The organism is Pseudoalteromonas sp. HL-AS2 (assembly GCF_031198805.1).
Taxonomy (GTDB): Bacteria; Pseudomonadota; Gammaproteobacteria; order Enterobacterales; family Alteromonadaceae; genus Pseudoalteromonas; species Pseudoalteromonas nigrifaciens.
Map to the genome: position 1 here is coordinate 2,196,528 of NZ_CP133571.1, position 25,280 is coordinate 2,221,807.

The 25,280-nt window shown below is 40.1% G+C and carries 20 protein-coding genes and 1 other RNA gene; 7 read left to right on the top strand and 14 right to left on the bottom strand.

The annotated features are described in order from the left end of the window. Positions 1–196: 196 nt before the first annotated feature. Positions 197–553: a transfer-messenger RNA gene (gene ssrA / locus RB215_RS10260) on the bottom strand. Positions 554–822: 269 nt separating this feature from the next. On the opposite strand from ssrA, the gene RB215_RS10265 reads away from it, so the two are divergent. Then, positions 823–2,448: a DUF342 domain-containing protein gene (locus RB215_RS10265; RefSeq protein ID WP_197108192.1), complete on the top strand. Its 1,626-nt coding sequence runs from the start codon at positions 823–825 to the stop codon at positions 2,446–2,448. Here the strand turns inward: RB215_RS10265 and rnt are convergent. Then, the gene (gene rnt, locus RB215_RS10270; RefSeq protein WP_011328771.1) at positions 2,432–3,130 is read right to left on the bottom strand and encodes a ribonuclease T; all 699 of its coding nucleotides are present in this window, start codon (positions 3,128–3,130) and stop codon (positions 2,432–2,434) included. The genes RB215_RS10265 and rnt overlap by 17 nt on opposite strands. A gap of 207 nt (positions 3,131–3,337) precedes the next feature. Here rnt and RB215_RS10275 point away from each other — a divergent pair, with 207 nt between their 5' ends. Beyond that, positions 3,338–4,216 carry an OmpA family protein gene (locus RB215_RS10275; protein WP_011328772.1) on the top strand — a complete coding sequence of 293 codons (879 nt, stop codon included), beginning with the start codon at positions 3,338–3,340 and terminating at the stop codon, positions 4,214–4,216. Between the two features lie 10 nt (positions 4,217–4,226). Here RB215_RS10275 and RB215_RS10280 read toward each other — a convergent pair whose 3' ends face one another. Further along, complete coding sequence (locus RB215_RS10280; protein WP_309216317.1) at positions 4,227–5,117, bottom strand: DMT family transporter; 891 nt, start codon at positions 5,115–5,117, stop codon at positions 4,227–4,229. A gap of 220 nt (positions 5,118–5,337) precedes the next feature. On the opposite strand from RB215_RS10280, the gene RB215_RS10285 reads away from it, so the two are divergent. Together RB215_RS10285 and RB215_RS10290 are read left to right on the top strand one after the other, a co-directional pair. Further along, positions 5,338–6,540: an aromatic amino acid transport family protein gene (locus tag RB215_RS10285; protein ID WP_080516816.1), complete on the top strand. Its 1,203-nt coding sequence runs from the start codon at positions 5,338–5,340 to the stop codon at positions 6,538–6,540. A 195-nt stretch (positions 6,541–6,735) separates the two neighbouring features. Next, positions 6,736–7,101, top strand: coding sequence for a hypothetical protein (locus tag RB215_RS10290; protein WP_041454510.1), 366 nt, complete (start codon positions 6,736–6,738; stop codon positions 7,099–7,101). 73 nt (positions 7,102–7,174) lie between these two features. Here RB215_RS10290 and RB215_RS10295 read toward each other — a convergent pair whose 3' ends face one another. Then, positions 7,175–9,361, bottom strand: a complete 2,187-nt coding sequence (locus tag RB215_RS10295) for a TonB-dependent receptor (protein ID WP_089368579.1) — start codon at positions 9,359–9,361, stop codon at positions 7,175–7,177. A gap of 385 nt (positions 9,362–9,746) precedes the next feature. Here RB215_RS10295 and RB215_RS10300 point away from each other — a divergent pair, with 385 nt between their 5' ends. Beyond that, the gene (locus tag RB215_RS10300) at positions 9,747–10,337 is read left to right on the top strand and encodes a LuxR C-terminal-related transcriptional regulator (protein ID WP_182684175.1); all 591 of its coding nucleotides are present in this window, start codon (positions 9,747–9,749) and stop codon (positions 10,335–10,337) included. Here the strand turns inward: RB215_RS10300 and RB215_RS10305 are convergent. The 6 genes from RB215_RS10305 to RB215_RS10330 are packed head-to-tail and all read right to left on the bottom strand — an operon-like array spanning position 10,327 to position 16,057. Then, the gene (locus tag RB215_RS10305; protein ID WP_309216318.1) at positions 10,327–11,178 is read right to left on the bottom strand and encodes a hypothetical protein; all 852 of its coding nucleotides are present in this window, start codon (positions 11,176–11,178) and stop codon (positions 10,327–10,329) included. The genes RB215_RS10300 and RB215_RS10305 overlap by 11 nt on opposite strands. Further along, complete coding sequence (locus RB215_RS10310; protein WP_309216319.1) at positions 11,168–13,573, bottom strand: fimbria/pilus outer membrane usher protein; 2,406 nt, start codon at positions 13,571–13,573, stop codon at positions 11,168–11,170. The genes RB215_RS10305 and RB215_RS10310 overlap by 11 nt, the downstream gene beginning before the upstream one ends. Before the next feature lie 5 nt (positions 13,574–13,578). Continuing rightward, the gene (locus RB215_RS10315; protein WP_041454511.1) at positions 13,579–14,304 is read right to left on the bottom strand and encodes a hypothetical protein; all 726 of its coding nucleotides are present in this window, start codon (positions 14,302–14,304) and stop codon (positions 13,579–13,581) included. Continuing rightward, the gene (locus RB215_RS10320) at positions 14,304–15,002 is read right to left on the bottom strand and encodes a molecular chaperone (protein WP_179807442.1); all 699 of its coding nucleotides are present in this window, start codon (positions 15,000–15,002) and stop codon (positions 14,304–14,306) included. Before RB215_RS10320 ends, RB215_RS10315 begins: the two co-directional genes overlap by 1 nt. Before the next feature lie 56 nt (positions 15,003–15,058). Then, on the bottom strand, positions 15,059–15,535 hold the full coding sequence (locus RB215_RS10325) for a hypothetical protein (RefSeq protein WP_011328782.1): 477 nt from the start codon (positions 15,533–15,535) through the stop codon (positions 15,059–15,061). Between the two features lie 51 nt (positions 15,536–15,586). Continuing rightward, complete coding sequence (locus RB215_RS10330; RefSeq protein ID WP_011328783.1) at positions 15,587–16,057, bottom strand: hypothetical protein; 471 nt, start codon at positions 16,055–16,057, stop codon at positions 15,587–15,589. Between the two features lie 1,160 nt (positions 16,058–17,217). Here RB215_RS10330 and RB215_RS10335 point away from each other — a divergent pair. Continuing rightward, positions 17,218–18,423 (top strand): acetyl-CoA C-acyltransferase, encoded by a 1,206-nt coding sequence (locus RB215_RS10335; protein WP_309216320.1) that lies wholly within the window; start codon positions 17,218–17,220, stop codon positions 18,421–18,423. Positions 18,424–18,478: 55 nt separating this feature from the next. Further along, positions 18,479–19,273: an SDR family oxidoreductase gene (locus RB215_RS10340; RefSeq protein WP_011328786.1), complete on the top strand. Its 795-nt coding sequence runs from the start codon at positions 18,479–18,481 to the stop codon at positions 19,271–19,273. Positions 19,274–19,478: 205 nt separating this feature from the next. Here the strand turns inward: RB215_RS10340 and RB215_RS10345 are convergent, their stop codons facing one another. The 4 genes from RB215_RS10345 to RB215_RS10360 are packed head-to-tail and all read right to left on the bottom strand — an operon-like array spanning position 19,479 to position 25,222. Further along, a complete protein-coding gene (locus RB215_RS10345) occupies positions 19,479–20,672 on the bottom strand; it encodes an acyl-CoA dehydrogenase family protein (RefSeq protein ID WP_011328787.1) in 1,194 nt (397 codons plus the stop codon). 25 nt (positions 20,673–20,697) lie between these two features. Continuing rightward, the gene (locus tag RB215_RS10350) at positions 20,698–21,855 is read right to left on the bottom strand and encodes an acyl-CoA dehydrogenase family protein (RefSeq protein ID WP_089368585.1); all 1,158 of its coding nucleotides are present in this window, start codon (positions 21,853–21,855) and stop codon (positions 20,698–20,700) included. 21 nt (positions 21,856–21,876) lie between these two features. Continuing rightward, a complete protein-coding gene (locus RB215_RS10355) occupies positions 21,877–23,487 on the bottom strand; it encodes a FadD3 family acyl-CoA ligase (RefSeq protein WP_011328789.1) in 1,611 nt (536 codons plus the stop codon). A 10-nt stretch (positions 23,488–23,497) separates the two neighbouring features. Next, positions 23,498–25,222 (bottom strand): FAD-binding protein, encoded by a 1,725-nt coding sequence (locus RB215_RS10360; RefSeq protein ID WP_011328790.1) that lies wholly within the window; start codon positions 25,220–25,222, stop codon positions 23,498–23,500. Between the last annotated feature and the right edge of the window lie 58 nt (positions 25,223–25,280).

The following is a 25,280-nucleotide window of genomic DNA, read 5'->3' on the forward strand; positions in this document are numbered from 1 at the left end:
AAGCTTAGCTTCGGTTACTGCATCAAAAATCAACACTCAATGAAGAGCGCTACCGGCTTCGTGGGTACTTTGGCGAGTAGCTTAATGGGTCTGTGATCTTAATTAACCTTTAGCCATAAAAAAACCCGCAAGCTTGATTTATCAAGCGTTGCGGGTTTTTTAGGGTTTTTAGATAAACGAATCTAAAAACCGATATTGGTGGAGCTGGGGGGATTTGAACCCCCGTCCGAAAAGCCTCGACCGTCGGTACTACATGCTTAGTATTGTCATTTAATTAACCTTTAAGTCCCGGACAAACACGGTAAATAAAGGCGAGGCCGCTTAGTTTTAACGCTTCAACCCCGGCCAGGGTTTCCATCGCGATCAGGTGTTAGGGTGACACTCCAAAATCTAGTCCACAAGAATACATAGAAGGAGCGCTAGCTGGCCTAAGCCGCTAGAGAGTAGTTATCGTCGTTTGCGATTACTTTAGGTTGCGGCTGTTTAACGAGGCAAACCGCACCTCGACATGCACCTTGGGCTTCTTGAATTCCGTCGAATCCTAATCAGCCCCTGAATTAGTAACTCATTCAGAGCGTACGGCTAGTATAACCGAGTAACATGCTGATACTCAAGGGCCTTCGACGCTTTATTTTATTTACTAAGCACTATTGTGCATTAAACAGGCAAAGCTATGCAAACAACCCGAGTAAGCAATAACATTTACTTAACACTCTCTCTGCTTTGTGCTCAAATACGAGATTAAAATTTATTTAATAACAAATTTTGATCTTTATATAAAAAATAAAATAATAACAGGCATATTACGTAGGGAATTTATAAATGTCGGTTTTCTCATTTAATCAACAAACAGGGTACTTGTCTTTATTAAAGCATCCTATAGACAGTGGTTTTATAGCAACAACAACACAGTTAATAACATTGATAGAGCAATCTCAGTATTGTGACTTTGAGATTATAGCTGTCAATATTAGTAAGTTATTTACGCAAAGTAAAAATTACCAAAGCGAATCGTTAATTGTTGCACACGCAATTAATGCCGCTATTACTATTAATATTGATGACAAAAATATGGTAGCCGAAGCAACGATTAAAACGGCAAAAGGTGGTGTATTGCTATCAATGCAAGACGCACAAAAAGCACTTTTTGATGCTGGTATTAGTAAGGGCATAAGCCCACAAGCCTTAGATAACTTTTTAGGACAGCAATTTGAGCACCCAGCAGGAAGCGAATATTCTGCAATTATTGCGCATGGCCGTAACCCTAAAAAAGGCCTTGACGCCAAATTTGTACGTTTGTGTTCAACCGCACAAGATCGCGTACTTAGCCCGCAAGCTAAGGAAGGCGGTAAAGTTGATATGAAAAATTTAGGGGCAATTATTACGGTAAAACCAGGCACGCCACTTATGCAGCGAGTTGCGGCTACTTTAGGTGAAGATGGTTATACTGTATTTGGCGATATTATTTTAGCAAAGCCCGGAAAAGAGCATCAATTGCAGCCCTTTGAGGGAACCAAAATAGATCCTAATAACCCAAATATATTAATAGCTGATTGCAAAGGCGTACCAGTTGCCCTCCCCCGTGGAATGCGTGTGGATGACGTGTTATGTTTTGATAACGTAGATGTAAGCACCGGCCATATTAACTTTACCGGTAGCGTAATTATTAGTGGTGATATTAAAGATGGTATGCATGTTAAAGCGAATGGCGACATTACTGTTTTAGGCTTTGTAGAATCAGGAACAATACACAGTAAAGGTGCAGTAACCATTATGCTAGGTGCCATTGGCCGAAAGCGCGAAGTTGATGAAGCATTTAGTTGCCACATAATTGCTCAGCGGACTATTTGCGTTGGATATGCGCAGTATTGCCACATAGAAACAGCGCAAGATCTCTTTATTGAACGCCAGGCTTTACATTGTGATTTACGCGCTAAGCGATTAATTAGAGTAGGAAAAGCGAACAATCCGCGCGGTAAAATAATTGGCGGTAATATATTAGATGCACTGCGTCTTGAAACTGGTGAGCTGGGTGCGCCCGCAGGAACTAAAACCAAGGTGTTTTTAGCACAACATTGGTTTGAACTGAGAGAAAAGCAAACTGAAATTTTTGACTTTGAAAAGCTGCTTGCTGATAAATCTGCTGTGCTAAAAAATGCGCGAATTAAGGCCAACAAAATCCCAGCGCCGGCACAACGTCAACTATATTTAGATAAAATAAAACTTAACGAGCAGCATATACAAACACGTACTGCCCAGTTACAACGTCAAAAACAGCTTATTAAGCATAAAATAATGCAACTATTGGCCACCAGCCACTTAAAAGTTAACGATTTAATGCATCCGGGTGTGGAGCTTAAAATAGCAAAAGACACTAAGCAGTTTTCGCGTATTTATCCGCCCCATTTAGTCAAGCTAAGCGAAGGTAAAATTACTCAGACGTTTTAGCATCATCGCTGTCAATATCATCTACTTGTAACTCAGTATCGGTGTTTTCTAATGGCGCTAGTGGCCAACCGCCTAGTTGTTGCCAGCGATTCACTATTAAACAATAAAGCTCAGCGGTACGCTCTGTATCGTAAAGTGCTGAGTGTGCTTGGCTATTATCAAATTCAATACCCGCTGCTCTACATGCTTTGGCAAGTACAGTTTGCCCTAAAGCAAGCCCTGCTAACGATGTAGTATCAAAACTTACAAATGGATGGAACGGCGTGCGCTTTATATTATTGCGCTCTATTGCTGCATTTAAAAAACCATGATCGAATGCTGCATTATGCGCAACCACAACTGAACGTTGGCAGCCGGCTGCTTTTTGCGCTTTGCGCACAACTTTGCAAATTTCTTTAATTGCATGCTCTTCAGGCACGGCACCGCGCAGTGCTGAAAATGGATCAATACCATTGAACTCAATGGCCGCTTGTTCAATGTTAGCGTCTGCAAACGGTTCTACATGAAAGTGCACCGTGTGATCTATGCTAAGCAATCCTTCATCATCCATTTTTAAAACAGATACTGCAATTTCTAATAAAGCGTCGGTATCTTTATTAAACCCGCCAGTTTCAACATCAATTACCACTGGAAAAAAGCCGCGAAAGCGTTTTGCGAAAAGTGTTTGCTCAGTATTTGCCATAGTCTTCTTGGTTTGTAGGTGTAAGCCATCTATTATGTCAAAATTGGGGGCCTTTCGGCTAGGGGATTTATTGATTAATTATAGCTAAAACTATAGGCATGTAATTTGCTTTACAGTTAGAGCTTACTCAGTATTGTTTACTATTAAGTGCTATTACACGGTATTTTGCCAAATTATTGGCAATACTGATTTACTGGAGAATTCCCGATGAAGTTTAAGTTGTTATTTATTAGCCTTGGTATTACCAGCGCACTTTGCAGTTATAGCAGCTATGGTGCTATGCGCCAATACATTGCCGATCAAGACAACTCTAATTGGCAAGTAGTTAAAACCTCTCGTTTACAATGCCAGTTAAATCATGAAGTTCCATATTATGGCGAAGCCATATTTAATGTTAATGCAAGTAAAAACAAAGACCTTACTTTTAATTTAGATATGGTTGTTCGCCCTGATAATTACGCTATTGCGGGCTTAAAAGCAGTGCCACCAGCATGGCGAGCCGGTACGCCAGTTCGCGATATAGCTGACATGAAGTTACTTAAAAAGTTTGACGGCGAACTGGGTAATAAAACCGCATGGGAAATGCTCACCGAACTTGAAAAAGGTAATCAGCCTACTTTTTATTATCAAGACTGGCAAAATAGTGCCGATAAAATTGCCGTAGGCATGTCGGGGGTTAATTTTAAACAAGCCTATTGGGCCTTTTTACAATGCCGCGATGAATTACTGCCATATAGCTTTGAAGATATTTCGTTTACGGTAATGAACTATCAGTCTAACAGCAGTAAATTAACTAAATCTTCGCAGCAACGTTTAGATAAAATTGCTGAATACTTAAAAAATGATCCAAGTATTGAGTCAATTAATATAGCGTCTTATACCGATAGCTATGGCGGTCGATGGAATAACCTAGACCTTTCTAAAACACGCGCTAAAGCAATTAAAGATTATATGATTAGTTTAGGTGTTGATGAAACTAAAGTGCATACCGATGGGTTAGGTGAAAAACGTTTTGTAGACACTAACGATACTATTTTAGGGCGCAACAAAAACCGTAGATTAGTAATTCAAATAGCGAAAATATGATGCTTTAACATCATATTTTTTGCTTATTTCGATTAACTATTTGCTCGCCAAACTGAAACACACCTAAGCTTAGTAAAATAATAACCGCACCACTAATAAGCTCCTTGCTAAGCGGTTCATTATTAAGCCATGCGCTAAGCCCTAATGCAAAACTTGGGGTAATAAGCGTGGTAAGTGCAACAGTACTGGCATTTAAGTTTTGTAATACATGAAAATACGCCAGCGCTCCTAACAATGAGCCAAATACTCCTAAATAACCAATAGCCCATATTGATTTAGCACTCCAATTTTGTATATTTAATTCACCGTCTAGCAGCAACCAAGCAATAAAAAATAAAGGTGTTACAAACACCAGAGCACCAAATGTAGTTGCCATAGGGTGAATAGCAATTTTAACCCGCTTGATCATCACTCCACTTAAACTAAAAAAACACACCGCTATAAACACATATAACAAACCAAGCCCCTGAGTTTGCGAGTGCTTAATTTGGTTATAGCTGACAAAATATAATCCGATTAGGGCACATGCAAGTGCGATTAGCTTAATTGCACTAAACTTAGGCTCGTTAAGGAGTTGCTGGGCAAGTAAGCCCGATAAAATAGGCGCTAAGCCAAACATTAATGAAATAATGCCTGAGGGCACTGTTTTAGCCGCCATATAACTAAGTAACATGCCACCAAAAATACCTATGCTAGAGTAAAAATAAAGTAAGCAGGCATTTTTATTCCACGGCACCCTAATACGCGTAATAGCTATAATTACAGCACCTAAAGTAAGCCCTACCAACATACGTAATAAAACCGCTAATGTTGGCGATACTGTATCGCTGCTCCACACTATACCTAATGGTGTGGTTGACCATATAAGAATCATTATAAAGTACGATACTTTAATTGGCACATGCCGCTCCTTAGCCATTAACAATAAAACTCAAAAAACTTCAAATAAACTATACGCTTAAAGCACTTTTTTAATAGTTAATATTAATAAAAGATGCATTTAAATTACAGTTGTAAATAGATAATTACACTTTATTTTATTTCTTTTATAACAAAACTATTTAAGTTTTGGTTAACTAGTTATATCTTGCGTACCTCTCAAGATTGATCAGGATCATTAAGTGCTTAAAAATAAAACAATAGGTAGCATGTTAATTGTTGCAGGTACTACCATAGGTGCAGGTATGCTGGCCTTACCAATTGCATCAGCCGGACTAGGGTTTAGTACTGCGCTGACATTAATTGTCGGTTGTTGGTTATTAATGACCTACACTGCACTGCTAATGCTTGAGCTCCATCAATATGCTCCTCGCGATGCGACGCTAAATACCTTAGCTAAACTTTGGCTTGGCAAACGCGGGCAATATGTAGCTAACTTTTCGGTGATATTTTTATTTTACGCTTTGTGTGCAGCTTATATTGCTGGTGGTGGCGCACAACTTCAAGATCGCATAAACACGGGGTTTAACGTGAGTATTGCACCGCAACTGGCCTCTGTTTTACTGGCGGTTTTAATTGCTGGTGTCGTAACTCTGGGTACCAGTAAGGTCGATAAATTTAATAGAGTGCTGTTTTCAATAAAAATTGTGGTACTTGCCAGCCTGTTTTATATGTTAACGCCTTATGTACATGGCCAACATTTACTTGAAATGCCAGTAGAGCAAGGCTTAATACTCTCGGCTATTCCGGTGGTATTTACCTCATTTGGCTTTCATGGCTCTATTCCTTCAATTGTTAAATACGTAGGATTAGACATAAAAACACTGCGTAAAGTAATGATAGCGGGTGCAACGCTACCGTTAGGTATTTATATTTTTTGGCAAATATTAAGCCAGGGTATTATGAGTCAAAATGATTTGCTCAATAGCCAAGGTTTAAGTGGCTTTGTACAAAGCATGGCGAGCATTGCGCACAACCCAAACGTTGCCACTGCCGTTAAGTTATTTGCTGATCTTGCATTGGCCACTTCATTTTTGGGTGTAAGTTTAGGCTTGTTTGACTTTTTTGCCGACACTTTCAAAAAAGCAGATACAAAAGCGGATCGAATTAAAACGGCATTAATTACCTTTATACCTCCTCTTGGTTTTGCCATATTTTATCCGCAAGGGTTTATTATGGCGCTTGGCTACGCAGCGATTGCCTTAGTGATTTTGGCCGTTTTTTTACCTGTAGCTATGGTTTATAAGCAACGTAAAAGTACACAAAACACAGGTTATAAAGTACGCAGCGGTAATATTGGCTTAGCCATTGCGGCATTATGCGGTTTAACTATTATTAGTGCCCAAGGCTTACAAATGGCCGGATTAATACCCGCAATAGGCTAATTCGAATAACCCCCGAGCTTAATGCTCGGGGCTCAATAAACCGTAGTTACACCCAAGTATTGAGCCAATTTAAACAGCTTAGGGCAATCACTTTTATCCATTAATTTAAAATTTAATCGTTTTGTTACGGGTATGTTCATTTTCGTTACTTATAATGGTGTTAAATATTATTTTATATCGATGGAAAAATTACACATGAATAAATTAGCAGGTTTAGCATTATTAGGTACTTTACTTACATTAACCGCGTGTGAAGATGCCAAAGAGATCAAAGAAGACGCCAAAGACACCGGTGCTCAAGTACAGCAAGAGCTAGATAAAGCGTGGACTAAAGTAAAAGAAACTACTCACGAAATTAAACATGACGAGTCGCTAAATCAGTTATTACAGCAAAGTAAAGCAATGGGTTTAGATATGTACGATGACGGCAAAGAAGTTGCTGTTGATGCGTGGATAAAAAGTAAAGAAACGGCAGGCGAGCTAACCGAAAAAACCAAACAAAAAGCACGTGAAATTGCCGAAGAAATTGAGCAAGCACGTAAAGATCTTAACAAAGATTAATTTTGCCCTACTAATATTAAAAAAGGTAAGCCGCGGCTTACCTTTTTTGTTTAAATGCGTTAGCTAAATTAGTTTACAGCTCGAAGTCTTTTTTGAACTTTAAACCAAATTCACTGCGGTCATTACTGCGCATAACGCCAACAAAACCAGTTTGTTGTAGGCGTCCTACATCGTACACTTCGTTTAATACGTTTTCACCATATAGCGTTACTTCCATATCGCCGTACGGGTTAGTGTAAGAAATATTAAAGCCAACTAACTCACGAGAATCAATTGTTTCGCTATAGTTAAATACTGACTGACCTTGCATTTCACTGCGGTACGAGTAGTTTGCATTAAAAGCCAGAGTGCCACCGTTATTTAAATCCATAAAATATGAAGGCGCAATCATCACAGTCCAGCGTGGTGTTAATGCAGGCGAATCGCCTTTACCAATTCCTTGTACGCCTGCTGCTACTTCACTAATTTCTGAATCTAAATAACCCACTGCACTGCGAATAGTAAAGTCGTCAGTAATGGCTACTGTTGTTTCAAGCTCAATACCTTGCGCTTTTGATTGACCAGCATTTTCAACGATAGTTACAAAACCACCGCCCGAAGTAGGGTCTGAAAATGGCAGCGCTAAATCTGTGTAGTCAGTTACAAATACAGCCAACATCATAGATACATTTTCGTGTACTTGGCCTTTTAAGCCAATTTCGTAGTTAATTGCTTTTGTTTCATCAAATGATGAAAACTGATCAGGCCCGCCAAATGGACGCGGTGGAAAGCCACCTGTTTGGTAACCTTTTTGAACTTGACCATACACATTCATATTATTACTAAGCTGGTACGAAGCATTTATATCCCATGTCACAGCATCAAAGTCTGCAGATACATATTTACGTTCGGCAAAAGATGGAAAAATCGCATTCGCTTCTTTTTTATCTTTTGAGTAGCGCAGGCCACCACCAATGCTTAAATCGTCGGTTAAATCGTAGCCGGCATTAAAGTAAGCAGCATAAGAGTTGGTTTCTTGATTTATTTCGAAGAAGCCAAAACTGTCAGGCGTATTGTATGGGCTAAATACAAAGTCTTCTGAACGGGTAAAGCCATCTTCATTAAAGAAGTATAAGCCAGATACAAAGTCCATGTTGTCAAACGTTGCGTTTAACTGAACTTCAAATGAGTATTGATCAGCACCACCTTGCTCTGGAAACTCAGATAAATTAAGCGCTGATGCATCATCATCTAAACCACCTTCATACTCAGAGGTACGGTAGCTTGAGATAAACTTACTTGTATAAGTGTCGTTAATTGCCCAATCAGCAGCAAATGAAGTACCCCAACCTGAGTAAGAAGTTGATTCAATACCCGCAACGGTTGTGCCTAAATCATCTGGATTTGCCGGAATTAACTCTGGTGTTAATAATGGGAAGTCGCCATTGTTCTGATCATTTGGGTCAAGTGGTGCGGTAAGCTCAATTGTATAAGGCGATTGGCCCGATTCGTTATCAACGCCATCTAAAGAAAAAGTAAATGCAAGGTCGCTAGTTGCTTGGTATTTAAATGCAACACGGCCACTAAACTCTTGCTCTTCACCAATTTCCTTTTCTGGGTTAGCTAAATTAACTGCAGTACCCACCCCATCACGCTGTTTGTATGACGCACTTGCCGACATACTCAAATCATCAGTTAATGCGTTATTAAAGTAAATATCGCCTGCTACACGACCGCGGCTACCCACTTTTGCAGTCGTTGTTAAAATGCCTTCATCACCTGGTTGCTTGGTTATTACATTAACCGCGCCACCTAAAGTATTACGGCCATATAAAGTACCTTGAGGGCCACGTAATACTTCTACACGCTCAACATTCGGTAGCGATAAATTTGACCCCATTTGACGGCCTAAATACACACCATCTAAGTAAACCCCAACACCAGGATCGGTAGTAATAACATGATCTTGAAGGCCTATACCGCGAATAAACACAGATGCATGTGCAGAGTTCCCCACGCCATAACGAGTAATATTTAAATTAGGTACATACTTACCAATATCTTCTAAATTACTCATATTGGCTTTATCAATGAGGTTTGCACCAATTGATGTAATTGCGGTTGGAGACTCAAATAAGCTTTCTGTACGTTTACGAGCGGTTACTTCTATTTTTTCAAATGCGTCTTGCTTTGCTGTTGTTTTGGTTTCTTCTGCATTTACTGAGGTAGTGAGTGCAGCAATAATTGCTAAGCTTAACGGTGAGAGGTTGCGTAATTTCAAAAATAATCTCCAAAGGGTATAGGTTTTGTTATGCGTTATATTTTTATAAAATATAAATTGTAGGCATAAAAAAAGATGCGTTGTAGCATCTTTCCTCTGGATGTAAATTATATGATATAAACAAGATGATATGTATCATTTTCTAATATTTTATTAATAAAAACCCTGCCGCGCCACAACTCCTCGCTAAAAGTTATTCAGTAAAACGCCATTCACCTTAAATTATTAAAATGAAGAGGTAAATAAACCCACAGAGCCTATTGCGTATACTACAATTAAACAAGCGATTTAAGTTAAATAACAAACGATTTGTACATTATTCCACCATTGATATTAACTGAACTTAGGAATATAGTATTAATACTTAAGTATATGGAATAAATTTATGGCAATTGAAAATGTAACGAATAAACAGATAAAGTGTTTAAATACTTCCGGGTATACTTCTTTATTTTGTGTGGCGACACAATACAATATACTGCTGGTAAATTATCAAGCACTTAACGTTATCACTAACTATGAACTAATTAATCAGTTTATGTTAAAAAATGAGCACCAAGGGCTTGTTATTTTTGACGTGCCTAAAGACAGTGATGTTATTCCATTAAAAGAATGGCCTAACTTAAAGGGCTTATTTTATGCTAATACAGACGAAGCTCTTTTTCACCAAGGGTTAGAAGCGATTAATAAGGGAGAACTTTGGTTTCCTCGCGCAGTTACTGATTGTTGGATGAGGCAAATGCTGGCTAGCGAGCAACAAACAACACTGCAGTCGAATAACCTTACCTGTAAAGAAATTAAAGTTTTAAACTTACTGTTTTCAGGAATGCACTCCAGTGCTATTGCCGATAGCCTGTTTATCAGCGAAGCAACTGTGCGAGTTCATTTACATAAGGTGTATCAAAAAATCGCCGTTAAAAATAAGCAGCAAGCACTTGCATGGTGTCAAAAAAACTTAAACAAAGTTAATAGTTAAGTGGGCTAATTTGAAACCTTATAGTATCTGAATACTCACCTGCAGCTTGCTCTTTAAAGTCAGCTAACTGTATTTTAAGTGGCAATAAAAACACAGTTTGCCCAGCGTATGAAAACGTTTTATTTGTATCATGACTCAATCCTAACCAATTACCCGCCAAATCTAAATTATAATCTATCGCATATTGTTGCTGATACATACTGTGCACTAACTTACCTTTATTATCAGAGCTAACACGCAGCCGAACATCTGAATTAGTCACTACTTGCAGGCTAGGTAACATAGCGTATTCTTGCAGAGGTATTAACTCTCCTAAGTTAATGGTATTTGCAAAAGTATTATAACCAAGCACCGACAGGCTGGTTCTTGGGGCAATATCTGTTTCAATGTCAAGTTGACGCTCATCGAGCAGCTGATTATTTTGATCATAAAGTTTTATTTGCAATCTATCTGTGTATAACCCTGCCTTTACCGGTGTACCCGATGGGATCAAAAGTTCAACTTCAGCCGCTGACTCTACTAGTTGTAAACGACTAATTGATGAGCTGACTAATTGCTGAGTATCGCTGCGAAATTGATAAGCAATACTTTGAAAAGCGCCTTTTAGCTGCGCTTGGTTTTCACTGGTTAGTATAATATGTAGCTGGCACTGTTCGTCATTTATTACATTAATGCGCAGCTGCTTTTTTGCATCTACTTTTTGTAATGCATGGTACTGATCAAAGTCATCAAATAAGTGGTCAATATTATTTAACCTTGCATCACACTGTGCGTAGCTAATATAAGGTAAAAGTAATAAAGCTAAGCCGCTAATAAAGGTAACCGTTTGTTTAGTGTACATAAATCTTTCCTTTTCTTTGTAGTTGCTCACCTTCTTTTACATCTAAAATAAATTGCGATTTTTCGCTATTATTTAATGTCACTTCATAGCTACAAGGGGTAAGCCCAGTTAATGCAAAACGACCCGATTTATTTGTAAAAAACTTATGTTGTTTTTCAGTATTATCTGAACATACAGCAACACCCACTTGTAATGCTAACGGCTGTTGTTGTTGATCTAGTAAAGTGGCGATAACCGATATATTTGCAGCAGTACCAATCATTACACTATACCCACTGCGATAAGATGGGAAAAACACCACTAAACCCGCCCCAATATCATACCCAGGCTCCAAATCTTCTACATCTACTGAAATAGCCGAATTATCGTATGAGCTAATATCATGTAATAAAATAGTATCAAAATCTGCATTGTTTGCTCTGTATTGATCTTTGTATTGGCCCAAGGTTATTTTTTTATCTTTTAGGCTCGAGTGGGGTTTAATTAAAGCAAAGCTGTCGTATATAGGCTTACCTATTGCCCAATCATCTTCTGCAAATGCTACGCTGGATGCAAAACTAACCCGACTTTGATGATAAGCTGAACTTGCATTTAATTGCTCATAAAAGCTAGCATGGTCTAAACTAGCTAAGAACCGGTTGCCATTATATTGTGTGTTTAAGTCAAATAATGCTTCATTTTGGTCATTATGTTCAATTCCCGTTCTTAAACTAAAGGCACCTACATAACGTTGATTAGCATCTTGGGTATACTCTAAACGTGTTTTGTTTCTACGTGATTGGTGAGATAACTTTAAACGTCGATCATTACTAAACTTATAGGTTAAAGAGAGCCTAATTCCCCACTCTGCATTATCTGCTATTTCATCCCATTGAGCGCCTAGGCTATAACGCCAACGGTTGTTACTTAAATCACCAGATAAACTTAACCCTACTGATTTATCAAACTGAGCTTCATTATGTGCTCTTGATAGGTTGGCAAAAAAAGAAGTACGTAAAGTAGGGCTATTAAAAAAGCTATAGTTTGCCTGAATAAAGTGTTCTCGTAGTCGAGCACTACCTTGTAGATCAGGTCGATAGCCTACAGCACGGAAGTTTTCAGTAGAGTACTCATAACCAAAACTAATATCTTGTGGTAATTCACTTCTGTCTGTAAAGCTACTATATACCAATCGGTAAGCGTGTCCTGTTTCGTCGCCAAAACTCACTGCATTTTCAAATGCAAATTGGCCAATATTGGCAGCATAAATACTTTTAAAGCCTGCTTGTTGTATAAATTCATCTGCCTGCGCTGTAAAGCCAATAGTCCAACTAGGCGATACCCCATAATCAAGATAGGTACTTATCAATGGGCTGTCATTATCGTAATTTAGCTGATCGGTTAATGTCGATGGCACTCCAATATGAATCTCATATTCTAGCTGTCCCTCTGCAAATAAATCTAAGCCCGTGGTTACATCAAAATTAACGTATCGTACTACCCCTGCAATATCAGTGATCCGCAAACTTATATTATTACTTCCCTCATTCAACGGTATATCATCTAATGAATATATGCCTGCAGTTAAATTTAATCGCTGTACAATCCTATCGTCAACCAATACTTCTACAGAAGATGGGCTTTCTAAAGTAAAGCTTCTAGAGGCACTGGGTCTTATTGGCCTATCGGATACTAGCGAGAAGTCATGAGCAAGCGAAATTCCCAAAATACGTGATGTAGATTGAAAGTAACTTCCTGAGCTGTAGTTATCGCCTATTGATACACGCATACCTTTTAACGGTAAGTCATGCACTAAGCGTGTGCCTAAACGTTTAACATTTGATGATGTTGCCTCAACATCTGATAAATACTCAAGTTCATTTTCTACTACCCAGCCCCCCCAATTCATTACCATTTCAGCACGAAAGGCTAGCTGTTTGTCTGTCGTATCTGTATTGTTATTTTGTTGATATAAGTAGCTAGAATACAGGTTAACAAAGCCACTTAAATTGGCCACTTCTGAAGCTTTTAGTCGCCTAGAGTCTGGTTTTAAACTTAATGTTTGCGGGCGGGTTAAATTAAGAGGGGCATTTATTTTTAAACTAAAATCGCTTAGGTCAAAGTTAACCACAAAGCCAAACTTTTCTAATGCTTGCTTGCTAAGCAAACCATCAACAACCTTAGCTTTTAATATGGCAAGGCCTTCAGGGTATAACACTTCCTTTAATACTGTTTCAACTTCGTTCCACTTAAGTAATAAATTATCACCTGGCTCCACAGCAAGTGTTACTCTGCCAATATCTGTTTTATTAAGCTCAGCCTCAACACTTAGCTCAATGGTTCGGTTAGATGGATTTATTTTTGCTAGGCTTACTTGAGTGAATACAATTAATAATAAACAAATAAATATACGCATATTTATTACCTCATCAATTCTAAGCGTAAGCTTTTAAAACTATCCTCTTTTATCGATTTTGGTTTAGGTATTTTTATATAGTGGCTACTATTAGGTGCAAAAAACACGTCATACCCTTGTGCCTTTAATTGCTGCTTTAAAATGCGTTCTATTAATACTCCAGAACTTTCATCAGTTAACTTGATCTCATAATCACTTAATCGACTCGCACCTGGGCCTTTATTTATTATATTTACCATAATGTCTGTTCCCTCAATATGAGACTCTCCAACGGCTAAATCTGCTGTTAACTGTGGTTGATCTACATGCACAATTAAGTTCACATTAAGCAGCATGGTCAATTGCGATGCTTTGTCTGCTAAATGAGCGTTTAATGGTTGCTCAATCAAGCTAACTTGGTAACTTTTATCTGTGGTTGGCAGTACTTTATCTAGCCATCTAAATTGAATACGCTGACTTTGCCCCGCTTGTAGCAATAATGACGGCGGAAACACCCACAATGGCGAATCTTCTAACGGCACTAATTGTGGTTCATCTTGTGTAAATTGAATTTCGTATACCTGTATATCAAAGGCAATATCACGTGGTAACTGGTTATGTATTAAACTAGATGCACCATTTGACACGCCATTTGGTGAAAAAGTAACTACCATGGGCGTTACTTCTAAAGCGTAGGCGGGCAAAGCTAACATTACAAATAATAATAAGTAATAATTCAGCAGCCTACACATTAAAACAGCACCTCTAACTCACTTTGCTCTGCATTAAATTGCGCTGGTATTTTTATTGTTACTTCTCGACTTGAGTTAGGTAAAAGCAGCTTTCCACTTAACGCTTTACTTAAGCTTTCTCCTTCAAGCACAAATTTTTCATTATTACCCTTAATTACCCACTGTGCTTGCGATAAGCGAATATATTTATTGCCGGTATTTTCTAATAATACTTTCCACTCACCAGTTGCTGCTTGTGCTTTACTTTTAATCATTAACTTGGCTTCTGCTCCTTGCGGAACCACATTAAGTAACGTTCTAAAGCTCAAGCTCATACCAACACCTGATGTATTATCATCTTGTAAATTAACTTTTACTTGATCAATCATTAAACGATAAGCTTTTGAAGCGGAAAGTACAGGCTCACCAATATACCTAACAATAACTGACTGGCTTTTTCCTGCAGGAATAATAGTTGTCATAGGTATAATTAAAAAGTCATCTTCATTTTCACGTAACGACTCATCTCCTTGATCCGTTATTAATAAATCATATGCTGTAATTTCAATAGTTAAAGGATTTACTGATGTATTTGCTATGCGTATTGTTTGTTGCGATTGGCTCCCCATAGGTTGTACCTCTGCAACCATAGGTTGTACTTGAAAAGACAATGCCGAGTAAGAAGCTGTAAATAAAATAAAAATTATAAATAAACGCATAAAATTCCCTCTAAATAATAAAAAGGCAGTTAATAACTGCCTTTTAAAGTGACGAATTAATTAGCTGTTATACCTAGTGTAAGCGTATCCGCATACGTCCCTGACCATGTAGGTGTTTGTGTAACAGTAACTAAAATTGTACCCGCTATGCTGCCTGCTGCAAGTGCAGCTGTGCCTGCTTGGCTTTGAGATGCTGACTGATCATTTGCACCATCATCTGCAGTTAAAGTAAACGCAAATGGACCTGCACTTAATGCTGCAGTATAACCAACGCCCATATCTTCATTATCTGAATTTTGTAAATGCCCTTCAGAAGTTGTTAGCGATATTGTTGCGCCGTCTACATCATTACACTGAAGATTAAAATTAACAGTAGCACTATTACCGAGCGCTAAAGCTGGAAAATATTTAACAGTATCCGTGTTGCTAACTCCACACACAGACTGTACAGCCGCACCTAAGTTTATGCTGTCTGCTAGTGCTGCACCTGATGTAAGTGCTGCGATTGCTGATAATACGATTAACTTTTTCATTGTTATATTCCTTTTCCATGTGATATATGTTTATGTTTAATAATTAATGGTTTACCGCACGCCACCAGAGACTGCAGATGGCGTCATTTCTATGCGAATAACATCCTGGTAATTTCCTGCATAAATTAAAGGGTCTACTAGCTCTAACTGTAGTTTTGCTACGCTGTTAAATAAAATTTTATCAACATTAAATGTTTGTGATACTGTTAGGGTCTGTGACGAAACAGACATACTTTGATTAGCATCTGCAATTGACAAGTTAACGTTATAAGCATTTAAGTGAGTACCCTGCTGGTGGCGCAAACCACCGTTTTCTGACAGCATAGATACCCGCATAGGTGAGTTACAATTAATTGCTAACTCTGTATTAGCGAAGCCATCTGAAGAAATAATTAAGTTTTTATTTTCTGCCGTGAACTCACATTTAGGTGAAATGTACCCAACTAAAGTAAGTGCTACTTCATCGTTGCTATATGCATTACATGCAAAGCAACATAATAAATAACCTAGATATTTTTTCATTATTGCCATTTCCTTTGAGCAACTTCGGTAAGACGATTTAATCTTAAGATAAAATAACGGTTTAGTGAGTTTTCATTTGCTTACTTATCAAACAACCCTGCAATTAAATGTAATAGTATTAGTACTTAATTTTTATAAATATGCGTACTAAACAATTCACAAGCCTCAACGACCCACAAATTAAAAACCGTTTTAATTGTGTGTAAAATATGTGTTTATAATTTATAAACAACGTAAAACTAGGTAAACAAAAAATAAACTGTCTTTATTTGATCCTAATAACTTTTATAAACTCTATTAGCTAAACATAATTAAATACCTCGTTCACTTTTCATTCATTTCATGTGTTTTTTTAGCCTGTTTAATTAATAAAAAACAACTTTCCCACTTAAAAAATTCTTTTTAATTAGAGCCTGTTTACCATCTAAGGTTTAATTTTTAGCAATTTGCTTGGCTTTTAGGTTAGACAGAGCCTATGTAATGTCGTTATTCCCCACAAACTAGGTGATATCGACGTATAAATGCCAAACACACGCTGATCGAGTAGTTTTGCCAAGGGTGATGAACTATTTTTATCTACATGGGTATAGGTGAGCGGCGGAAGCTTTGCTCGTTTTTACTTATTTTTACTTGGTTTTAAGCTAGTAGAATAAGGAAAAAACAGTTACCGAGAATACTAGGTTACAAATCTCGCACCGCGATTAAAGCCCCCTAGAGTGAAAAAGGTTCAACCATGAACGGTCAATATACCCTAACTACTTTCAATAAATTGCAGGAACCACAACGTAAATTCATTAAAATTAATTCCGTTTGTAACTGTTTCCCTTTCTAAAATCCGCGGCAAATATTGTCTTGCTTTACTCATCACTATTAAAGCTAAACTCGCCCAATAAGCGAATTAATAAGCAGTACAAACCAATTACTAATTCTCTTTATTTTACTAATTAGTTATTGCCTACCTCAAATGGTCGATGTTCACAGTGACGCGATAAGGGTTAATGTAGATATGGAAAACTCTATTTTCACCCGTGGTAATAATTGCAATTAATCTGACTAATTTAACCAATACACACGTGTTATTGCAGCAACTCAGCATTATTACCTAGCTAAAATTTAACCGTAAGAGTGCCTTTGCACTTCAAAATAAAAAAGGAATAATCATGCGCGAAGCAGTTATAGTTTCTACCGCCAGAACGCCTATGGGCAAAGCCTTTCGTGGTGCCTTTAACGATACCGAAGCGCCTGCATTATCAGGTCATGCAGTTGAGCAAGCCGTTAAACGCGCGGGTATTGATGGTGCTGAGGTTGATGATGTGATCATTGGTTGTGCAGCGCAGCAAGGTACTCAAGGCTATAACTTGGGCCGTTTAACAGCGACCGCTGCAGGCCTACCTAATAGCGTGCCGGGTATGACTCTTGACCGTCAGTGTTCATCTGGATTAATGAGTATAGGTTTTGCGGCGCAAAATATTATGCTTGGTTCAATGGATATTGTGGTTGCCGGTGGCGTTGAATCTATTTCTATGGTGCAAAACAAACACAAAAATACTTATCGTAATATTTCAAAAAAAGTACTGTCGCATTCAGAGCATGCCTATATGCAGATGATCGAAACGGCTGAAGTGGTTGCTAAGCGCTACAACATTTCACGTTTAGCGCAAGATGAGTACAGCTTACAGTCGCAACTGCGTATTGCTGCGGCGCAAAAAAACAACCTGTTTGATGACGAAATTGTGCCAATGGCATCTACTAAATCAGTATTTAACCGCGAAACCAAAGAAGTGACCTTTGAGGACGTATTACTAGCTAAAGATGAAGGCAACCGCCCTTCTACAACTCTTGAGAGCCTACAAAGCTTAGAACCGGTGTGGAAAGATGGTCGCGTTATTTCACAAGGTGAATTTATTACAGCAGGTAATGCAAGTCAGTTATCTGACGGCGCATCAGCCTGCGTGGTAATGGACTCACAATTAGCGGCGCAAAAAGGCTTAGCGCCAATGGGTGTGTTTCGTGGTATGGCGGTTGCAGGTTGCGATCCCGATGAAATGGGTATTGGCCCTGTGTATGCTATTCCTAAGCTATTAAAACAACATGGTTTATCAATTGATGATATTGGTTTGTGGGAAATTAACGAAGCGTTTGCGTGTCAGCTTATTTATTCGCGCGACTACCTAGGTATTGATAACAATAAACTTAACGTGAATGGCGGCGCTATCGCCATTGGCCATCCCTTTGGTATGAGTGGTGCGCGTATGGTGGGCCATGCCCTTATTGAAGGCAAGCGTCGCGGTGTTAAATATGTTGTGGTGAGCATGTGTATTGGCGGTGGCATGGGTGCTGCGGGTTTATTTGAGGTATGCCTGTAAGGCAACCTTAATTTGCACAGCAACATGTTAGTCTAATTTAAGTAAGGAGATATTAATGTCTATACTCGATAGATTTCGCCTCGATGGCCAAGTCGCTATTGTTACCGGCTCAGGGCGTGGCATAGGTGCTGCCATAGCACTGGCATTAGCCGATGCGGGTGCCGATATTGTAGTCACTGCCAGAACCATCGAAGATATTGAACAAACAGCAGCGCAAATACGCCAACGCGGCAGCCGCGCTTTAGTCGTTGCGTGCGATGTACTTGATGAGCAACAACGACAGTCATTAGTTGATAAAACAATTGAGCATTTTGGCCGACTCGATATTTTAGTCAATAACGTCGGTGGCTCAGGCGCAATTAAGCCTACACTTAGCAGCAGCGCAGCAGAGTTAGAAAATTGCTTTAAGCTCAATACCGCTACCGCGTTTGATTTGTCACGTATTAGTGCCCCGCACATGGTAAATACCAGTGGCCAAGGCAGTATTATTAATATTTCATCGGTAGCTGGGCAGTTAGCTCAGCCCGGCTTTATCAGTTACGGCATCGCCAAAGCGGCATTAAATTTTATGACGCTTAATTTAGCGCAAGATTTTGCACCTAAAGTGCGCGTTAATGCAATTAGTGTAGGCTCAACCCTTACCGAAGCACTTAAAGGCGTAATGAATGATGAAATGGAGCAGGCTATTGTTAAACGTACACCTATGAATCGCTTAGGTCAGCCTGAAGATGTAGCGGCTTGTGCGCTATTTTTAGCCTCGCCCGCGGCGGGCTATATCACTGGTGAAATTTTTGGTGTTAATGGGGGACTAACCGACGCGCCGATGCCTATGCCTCGCAGTAGTTTTTAACGTCCTTACTGTATTCAAATAAAGCCCGCTGATTAAGCGGGCTTAGCTTTACAGCCCTTCTTACTCTTTAGTTAATTTTTGAACTCACAGCCTTCGCTAAAAATAACCCCACCAGCCCAGTCGTAATGAGCAATAAAATAAGTAACCTGATGTGCTGGTTAAGCGATTTTTTATCCGTTACATCAGGTTAAGTAATACAATTATTTTATGCGGTTATTTTAGGCTCTTTGGGCATACCTAAGCCACGTTCAGCAATAATGTTACGTTGTATTTCGTTAGTGCCACCATAAATGGTATCTGAGCGAACAAACAAATACATAGCCTGTAAACGGGTTAATGTATAAGGGCCTGACTCTAGTATTTCGGCTTCGGGGCCAAGTACATCCATTGCCAGTTCGCCTAAATCACGGTGCCATGTTGCCCAAAATAACTTATAGATCAGCGCTTCTTTTTGTAAGCCGCCATCACCTGTATCTGAGAGCATACGCATACTGTTGTAGCGCATTATTTTAAGCCCTATATGAGCGTCAGCAATGCGTTGGCGAATAGTTGGATTTTGGCTTTTACCATTGGCTTTGGCTATATCAATAATTTGATTAAGCTCATTTTGAAACTGCATTTGCTGACCTAAGGTCGACACGCCACGCTCAAAATTAAGTAAACCCATAGCAATAGCCCAGCCTTCACCTGGTTGCCCTACAATATCGTCGGCATCACATTCGGCTTGATCAAAAAATACCTCATTAAACTCAGAGGTGCCGGTAAGCTGCCTTATGCCACGCACTTCAATACCTGGCTGATCCATTTTCATTAAGAAAAAGCCTAGCCCTTTGTGAGCGCTAGAATTTGGGTTAGTACGCGCTATAACAAAAATATAGTCAGATTCATGCGCAAGCGATGTCCACACTTTTTGCCCGCTAATAATCCACTTACCTTTGGCTTCGTCAAAATGTGCCTTGGTATTAACATTAGCTAAGTCTGAGCCTGCACCAGGCTCAGAATAACCTTGGCACCAAAGTGCGGTTCCGGCTGCAATGCCTGGCAAGTATTTTTGTTTTTGCGCTTCACTACCAAAGGCAATTAACGTTGGCCCAGCAAGCCCTTCACCTATATGCCCAACACGACCCGGTGCACCCGCGCGAGCATATTCTTCATTAAAAATAACTTGCTGCTCAATAGAGCACCCTCGGCCACCATATTCTTTAGGCCAACCAATGCAGGTCCAACCTCCTTGCGCGAGCTTTTGTTCCCACTTTTTACGCTCCAGAGGAAACATGTGTTCATCCCCTGGGCCACCGCGAAATTTAAGCTGCTCAAATTCACCCACTAAATTCTCAAAGAGCCAAAGTGCCACTTCGGCGCGAAATTTTTCGTCTTCATCACTAAAACTTAATTTCATCTGTTTTACCTTTTTTAGCAGCCATTTAATCTAATAACAATGTTGCGACGTGTTCACGATGATAAGCTGCATCACCTAAAAATAACTCAGACGACTTGGCTCGTTTAAAATATAAGTGCACGTCATATTCCCAGGTAAACCCTACTCCACCATGAAGCTGCAGCGCATCTCCGGCATTTTTAAAGTAGCCTTCTGAGCAATACGACTTAGCTACGCTGGCTGCTTCGCCTAACTCATCGGCCAACAAACCACCACTGAGCGCCTCCTCTGCTACGCACGCAGCGTAATAAACGGCTGAGCGCGCCACCTCGGTACGCAGCATCATATCTGCCGCTTGGTGTTTAACTGCTTGAAAACCCGCTATAGGCCTACCAAACTGCACTCGCTCTTTGGTGTACTCTACAGTTAAATCTAATACTTGTTGCGAGCCACCTACTTGCTCTGCTGCAATGGCTATAGCAGCTAGTTGCAATACTTTATTTAGCTGTGGCCAAGCATTATTTTCCTCGCCCATTAATTGGCTGCTGCTCACTCGCACATTATCAAACACTATTTCTGCCTGTTTACGTGTTTGATCCATAGTTGGCAACCAAGTGCGCTTTACTCCAGGGGTGTCTGAGTCTATTGCAAATAAACTTATTCCTTGCTCGCCCTCACTGCCTTCACTACGTGCGGCAACTATTAATAATTGCGCCGTGTGGCCATCTAGTACATAACGATATGTGCCATTAAGTACATAATCATCGCCCTGTGCAGTTACAATGCCTTGCACTGCTGTTGCGTCCCACTGGCCATTTTTACTGGTATAGGCAAGCGTAGCGGTTAAACTACCTTCACATATTTGCGTTAAATATTGTTGCTTTTGCTCATCAGTGCCGGCAACTATTAAGGCATTACTGGCTAAACACACGGTTGAAAAAAACGGCGAACATAATAAATAACGTCCCATTTGCTCCAGCATAACCACCAAATCTACATAGCCTAGTCCCATGCCGCCATATTCTTCCGGTATATGAATTGCCTGCCAGTACATTTCTTCGCAAATACGTTGCCATATTTGTGGATCAAAGCCTTGCTCAGTGTCCATTGCGCTGCGTATTGCATTCGATGACGATACTTCAGCTAAGAAGGCTTGCGCAGTATCGCGGATCATTTTCTGCTCTTCGGTAAATGAAAATTCCAAATGTTTGCTCCTTCTAAAATTTTACTGTTGCATAAAATGCTTTATCAGTTCTGCTTTAACTACTTTGTTAGAAGCATTTACTGGCATTGCGTCAATTATTTTGATTTTTCTGGGTACTCGATAATTTGCCATGCGCTCACGACACCAAGTCATTAACGTTGCCTCATCAAGTTCTGCTGATGATTTTAAAGTAATAAATGCACAGCCAACTTCTCCCATGCGCTCATCTTTAATTCCTACCACTGCAACTTGTGCAATAGCGCTGTGCTCAATAAGTACTGCCTCTATTTCTGCCGGATAACAGTTAAATCCGCCCGAAATGTACATATCTTTTAGTCTGTCGGTAATGCTTAAATAGCCATTTTTATCTAAATGCCCAACATCGCCGGTGTGCAGCCAATTGTCTTTATCTATGGTTTCGGCGGTGGCTTGTGGTTGCTCAAAATACCCTTTCATTACATGAAAACCACGAATACAAATTTCGCCAGTTTCATTAGCACCGAGTATTTCACCCTGCTCAGACATTATTGCTATTTCGGTGCCTTCAATTGCGCGGCCACTGGTACTGGCTATGGTGGCAACGTCGGTATCAATGCCACAAATACTTGCTAAACCACCGCACTCAGTTAATCCATAGGCTGTGGTTACCACTTTAAAACCTAATAACTCACGCATTCGCTCTATTAAAATAGGCGGAATAGTTGCAGCGCCAGTAACGGCTATGCGCAGGCTACTTAAGTTAGCGCTTGCCAACTGTGGATGAGCAAGCAATGATAAATAAAGTGTTGGTGGCCCAGGTAATACGGTTATTTTATCTTGGCTAATTCGGGCAAGTACATCATCGGCGTCAAACACTGCTTGTGGTAAAATAGTCGCGCCTGCTAATAAACAACTTACCCATCCGGCTTTATAACCAAAGGCATGAAAAAACGGATTAACCACTAAATAGCGATCGCCAGGTACTATGCCTAAGGTTTTTACAAATACGCTAAACGCTTTAATTATTGCCCCATGGCGGCTCATAACACCTTTGGGTTTGCCTGTAGTGCCAGAGGTAAACATAAGATCAGACAGATTATCTGCACCAACCCCTAAGGCAATTTCACGGGCACTGCGCTCATCTATGCTGTCTTTTCTAGCTAAAAAGCTTTGCCAATCACAACAAATATCAAGTGGCTCCCCTTTACGTGGGGTTAAGGTTACAATCGACAGTTGCTGTGGAGTGAATAATTTTGCCAATTCGCCGGGGTAGTCACTTTTTAAAAAGTCACCAACACTAAACACTAACTTTGCGCCACTGCGATTAATAATTTCAGCCGCTTCAACTGCTTTCATACGGGTATTGATAGGTACTAACACTGCTCCGGCCATTTGCAAACCAATCGCGGCAAGCACCCAGCGCCCAGAGTTTGCTCCCCAAATAGCCACGCGATCGCCCGGTTTTATTCCAAAAGCAATAAGTGCACGGCTAACATTTAAACTCTCAGTAGGTAAGTCTTGATAGGTTATTTTTGCTTCGCCATCTTCAATAGCAATAAGTTGTCCATGGCGCTTTGCAGCAGCAAACACTAATTTAGGAATACTATCCACTTCGTTGCTAATGCTAGAGTTTAATGAATTATTGATCGTCATATGCAATTCTCTAGTCATTGGCTTCTGCGCCACGGTTAGCAGTAATGTGATTAGCCGCAACGTAACCAAAGGTCATAGCTGGGCCAATTGTTGCACCTGCGCCAGGGTAACTTATCCCCATAACAGAGGATGAGCTATTACCAATGGCATAAAGTCCTGCAATGGGTTCACCCGATGGGCGTACCACTTGGGCATACTCATTAGTAAGCAAGCCACCTTTAGTGCCAATATCACCCGGATGAATTTTTAATGCGTAATAAGGGCCTTTTGTTAGCGGTGCTAAACAAGGATTAGGTTTTACTTTGGTGTCGCCGTAATAACGGTCAAACACATTACCGCCACGGTCAAAGTCTTCATCTACACCCGTTGCTGCGTAGTGGTTCATCTTTTGTACTGTTTGTGCTAATCCATCAGCATCAATATTAACTAGTTTTGCCAGCTCTGCTAAGCTATCGGCTTTAAAATAAACCGAGCCTAACCAGGCTTTGGGCGCTCTGCTATCTGGCATAATTTTGCCAGGCATCAGTGGTCCCATAGCGTATTCATGGCGAAAATGGCCATCAAAAACCACCCAAGCAGGAATAGAATTACCCATTTTTTGATGATTACGATACATAGCATCACCAAATTCTAAATAAGGCGCTGCTTCGTTAAAAAACCGTTGCCCGGCACCATCAACAACAATAGCACCAGGAAAGGCTCGCTCGGCAAATAAACCACGAGCGTTGCGCTCTTTAGGTACATTTAAGGTAGGTGTCCACCAGCACCAATCAAGTAAATCGGTGGCTGCACCTAGTTTTTGCCCCGCTTCTAATGCCGCGCCAGTGTTACCGCCTTTAGGTGTTGCACTCCAGCTTTGTTGTGACGGTGCCGGTAAATATTTTTCACGTAATGCTTGATTTTGCTCAAAGCCACCACTGCCCATTATTACGCCATAACGCGCATTTAATGTAAGTTCTTGGCCATCGCGTAGCACTTTAATACCAGTCACTTTGTCGTTATTAATAACAAAGTCGGTAAACTCTGTATCGCGCCATAATGGAATATTACGATCGCATAACGAGTGGCGCAGTGATGCCACTAAACTCGCACCTAACCCTGCTCTGCGATCGCGGCGTCCTTTTTTACGCTGCTTAAAGTCCAATTTATAACGTAGCATTAAACCAATTATCATCAGCATCCAGCCGCGCTCCTTCGACACTGCTTTATGTGCTTGGCGCGCAGTCCACGACATTTTCCCCATCAGTAATGCATTACCGGCAGCAGGCTGTTGGTTATCCATTTCATCGCCCAGCCCTGTGGTATCGTATAGCTCTGGATCCATACTACGCCCACCCGGTAATGAGCCTTCAAGGTGTTGATAGTAATCGGGGTACTTATCGGCAACCGCAAATTTAACGCGGCTGTTAGCTTGCAGCTCGCGCAGCATTTTTGGTGCATTATCTAAATAGGCACGAATACGCGTCTCATCAACACTGCCTTGGCTGGCCGCTTTAATATAAGTGAGTGCTGCTTCATAGCTGTCTTTGCCGCCAAGTGCACGAAATTCATCGTTATTTGGGATCCAAATACCACCTCCAGATATTGCAGAGGTGCCTCCGTATTTATCGGTTTTTTCAACAATAAGTACTGAGTTACCCTGATCGGCGGCAAACAGTGCTGCAGTCATTGCACCCGCTCCCGAACCGACAACAATTACATCGTAATTTTTTTCAACATCATTGGCTGTGGTCATCTACCTTCTCCTGTTCAATTATTTTTATTCACTAATGACTAATCTGCGCTTTATTGGC

What these genes read in the sequence shown, in the direction of transcription:
- RB215_RS10320 (WP_179807442.1), bottom strand. Translation starts at nt 15,002, where the DNA reads ATGCGTTTATTTATAATTTTTATTTTATTTACAGCTTCTTACTCGGCA.
- RB215_RS10310 (WP_309216319.1), bottom strand. Translation starts at nt 13,573, where the DNA reads ATGCGTATATTTATTTGTTTATTATTAATTGTATTCACTCAAGTAAGC.
- RB215_RS10325 (WP_011328782.1), bottom strand. Translation starts at nt 15,535, where the DNA reads ATGAAAAAGTTAATCGTATTATCAGCAATCGCAGCACTTACATCAGGT.
- RB215_RS10355 (WP_011328789.1), bottom strand. Translation starts at nt 23,487, where the DNA reads ATGACGATCAATAATTCATTAAACTCTAGCATTAGCAACGAAGTGGAT.
- RB215_RS10315 (WP_041454511.1), bottom strand. Translation starts at nt 14,304, where the DNA reads ATGTGTAGGCTGCTGAATTATTACTTATTATTATTTGTAATGTTAGCT.
- rnt (WP_011328771.1), bottom strand. Translation starts at nt 3,130, where the DNA reads ATGGCAAATACTGAGCAAACACTTTTCGCAAAACGCTTTCGCGGCTTT.
- RB215_RS10305 (WP_309216318.1), bottom strand. Translation starts at nt 11,178, where the DNA reads ATGTACACTAAACAAACGGTTACCTTTATTAGCGGCTTAGCTTTATTA.
- RB215_RS10265 (WP_197108192.1), top strand. Translation starts at nt 823, where the DNA reads ATGTCGGTTTTCTCATTTAATCAACAAACAGGGTACTTGTCTTTATTA.
- RB215_RS10275 (WP_011328772.1), top strand. Translation starts at nt 3,338, where the DNA reads ATGAAGTTTAAGTTGTTATTTATTAGCCTTGGTATTACCAGCGCACTT.
- RB215_RS10300 (WP_182684175.1), top strand. Translation starts at nt 9,747, where the DNA reads ATGGCAATTGAAAATGTAACGAATAAACAGATAAAGTGTTTAAATACT.
- RB215_RS10360 (WP_011328790.1), bottom strand. Translation starts at nt 25,222, where the DNA reads ATGACCACAGCCAATGATGTTGAAAAAAATTACGATGTAATTGTTGTC.
- RB215_RS10330 (WP_011328783.1), bottom strand. Translation starts at nt 16,057, where the DNA reads ATGAAAAAATATCTAGGTTATTTATTATGTTGCTTTGCATGTAATGCA.
- RB215_RS10345 (WP_011328787.1), bottom strand. Translation starts at nt 20,672, where the DNA reads ATGAAATTAAGTTTTAGTGATGAAGACGAAAAATTTCGCGCCGAAGTG.
- RB215_RS10290 (WP_041454510.1), top strand. Translation starts at nt 6,736, where the DNA reads ATGAATAAATTAGCAGGTTTAGCATTATTAGGTACTTTACTTACATTA.
- RB215_RS10340 (WP_011328786.1), top strand. Translation starts at nt 18,479, where the DNA reads ATGTCTATACTCGATAGATTTCGCCTCGATGGCCAAGTCGCTATTGTT.
- RB215_RS10335 (WP_309216320.1), top strand. Translation starts at nt 17,218, where the DNA reads ATGCGCGAAGCAGTTATAGTTTCTACCGCCAGAACGCCTATGGGCAAA.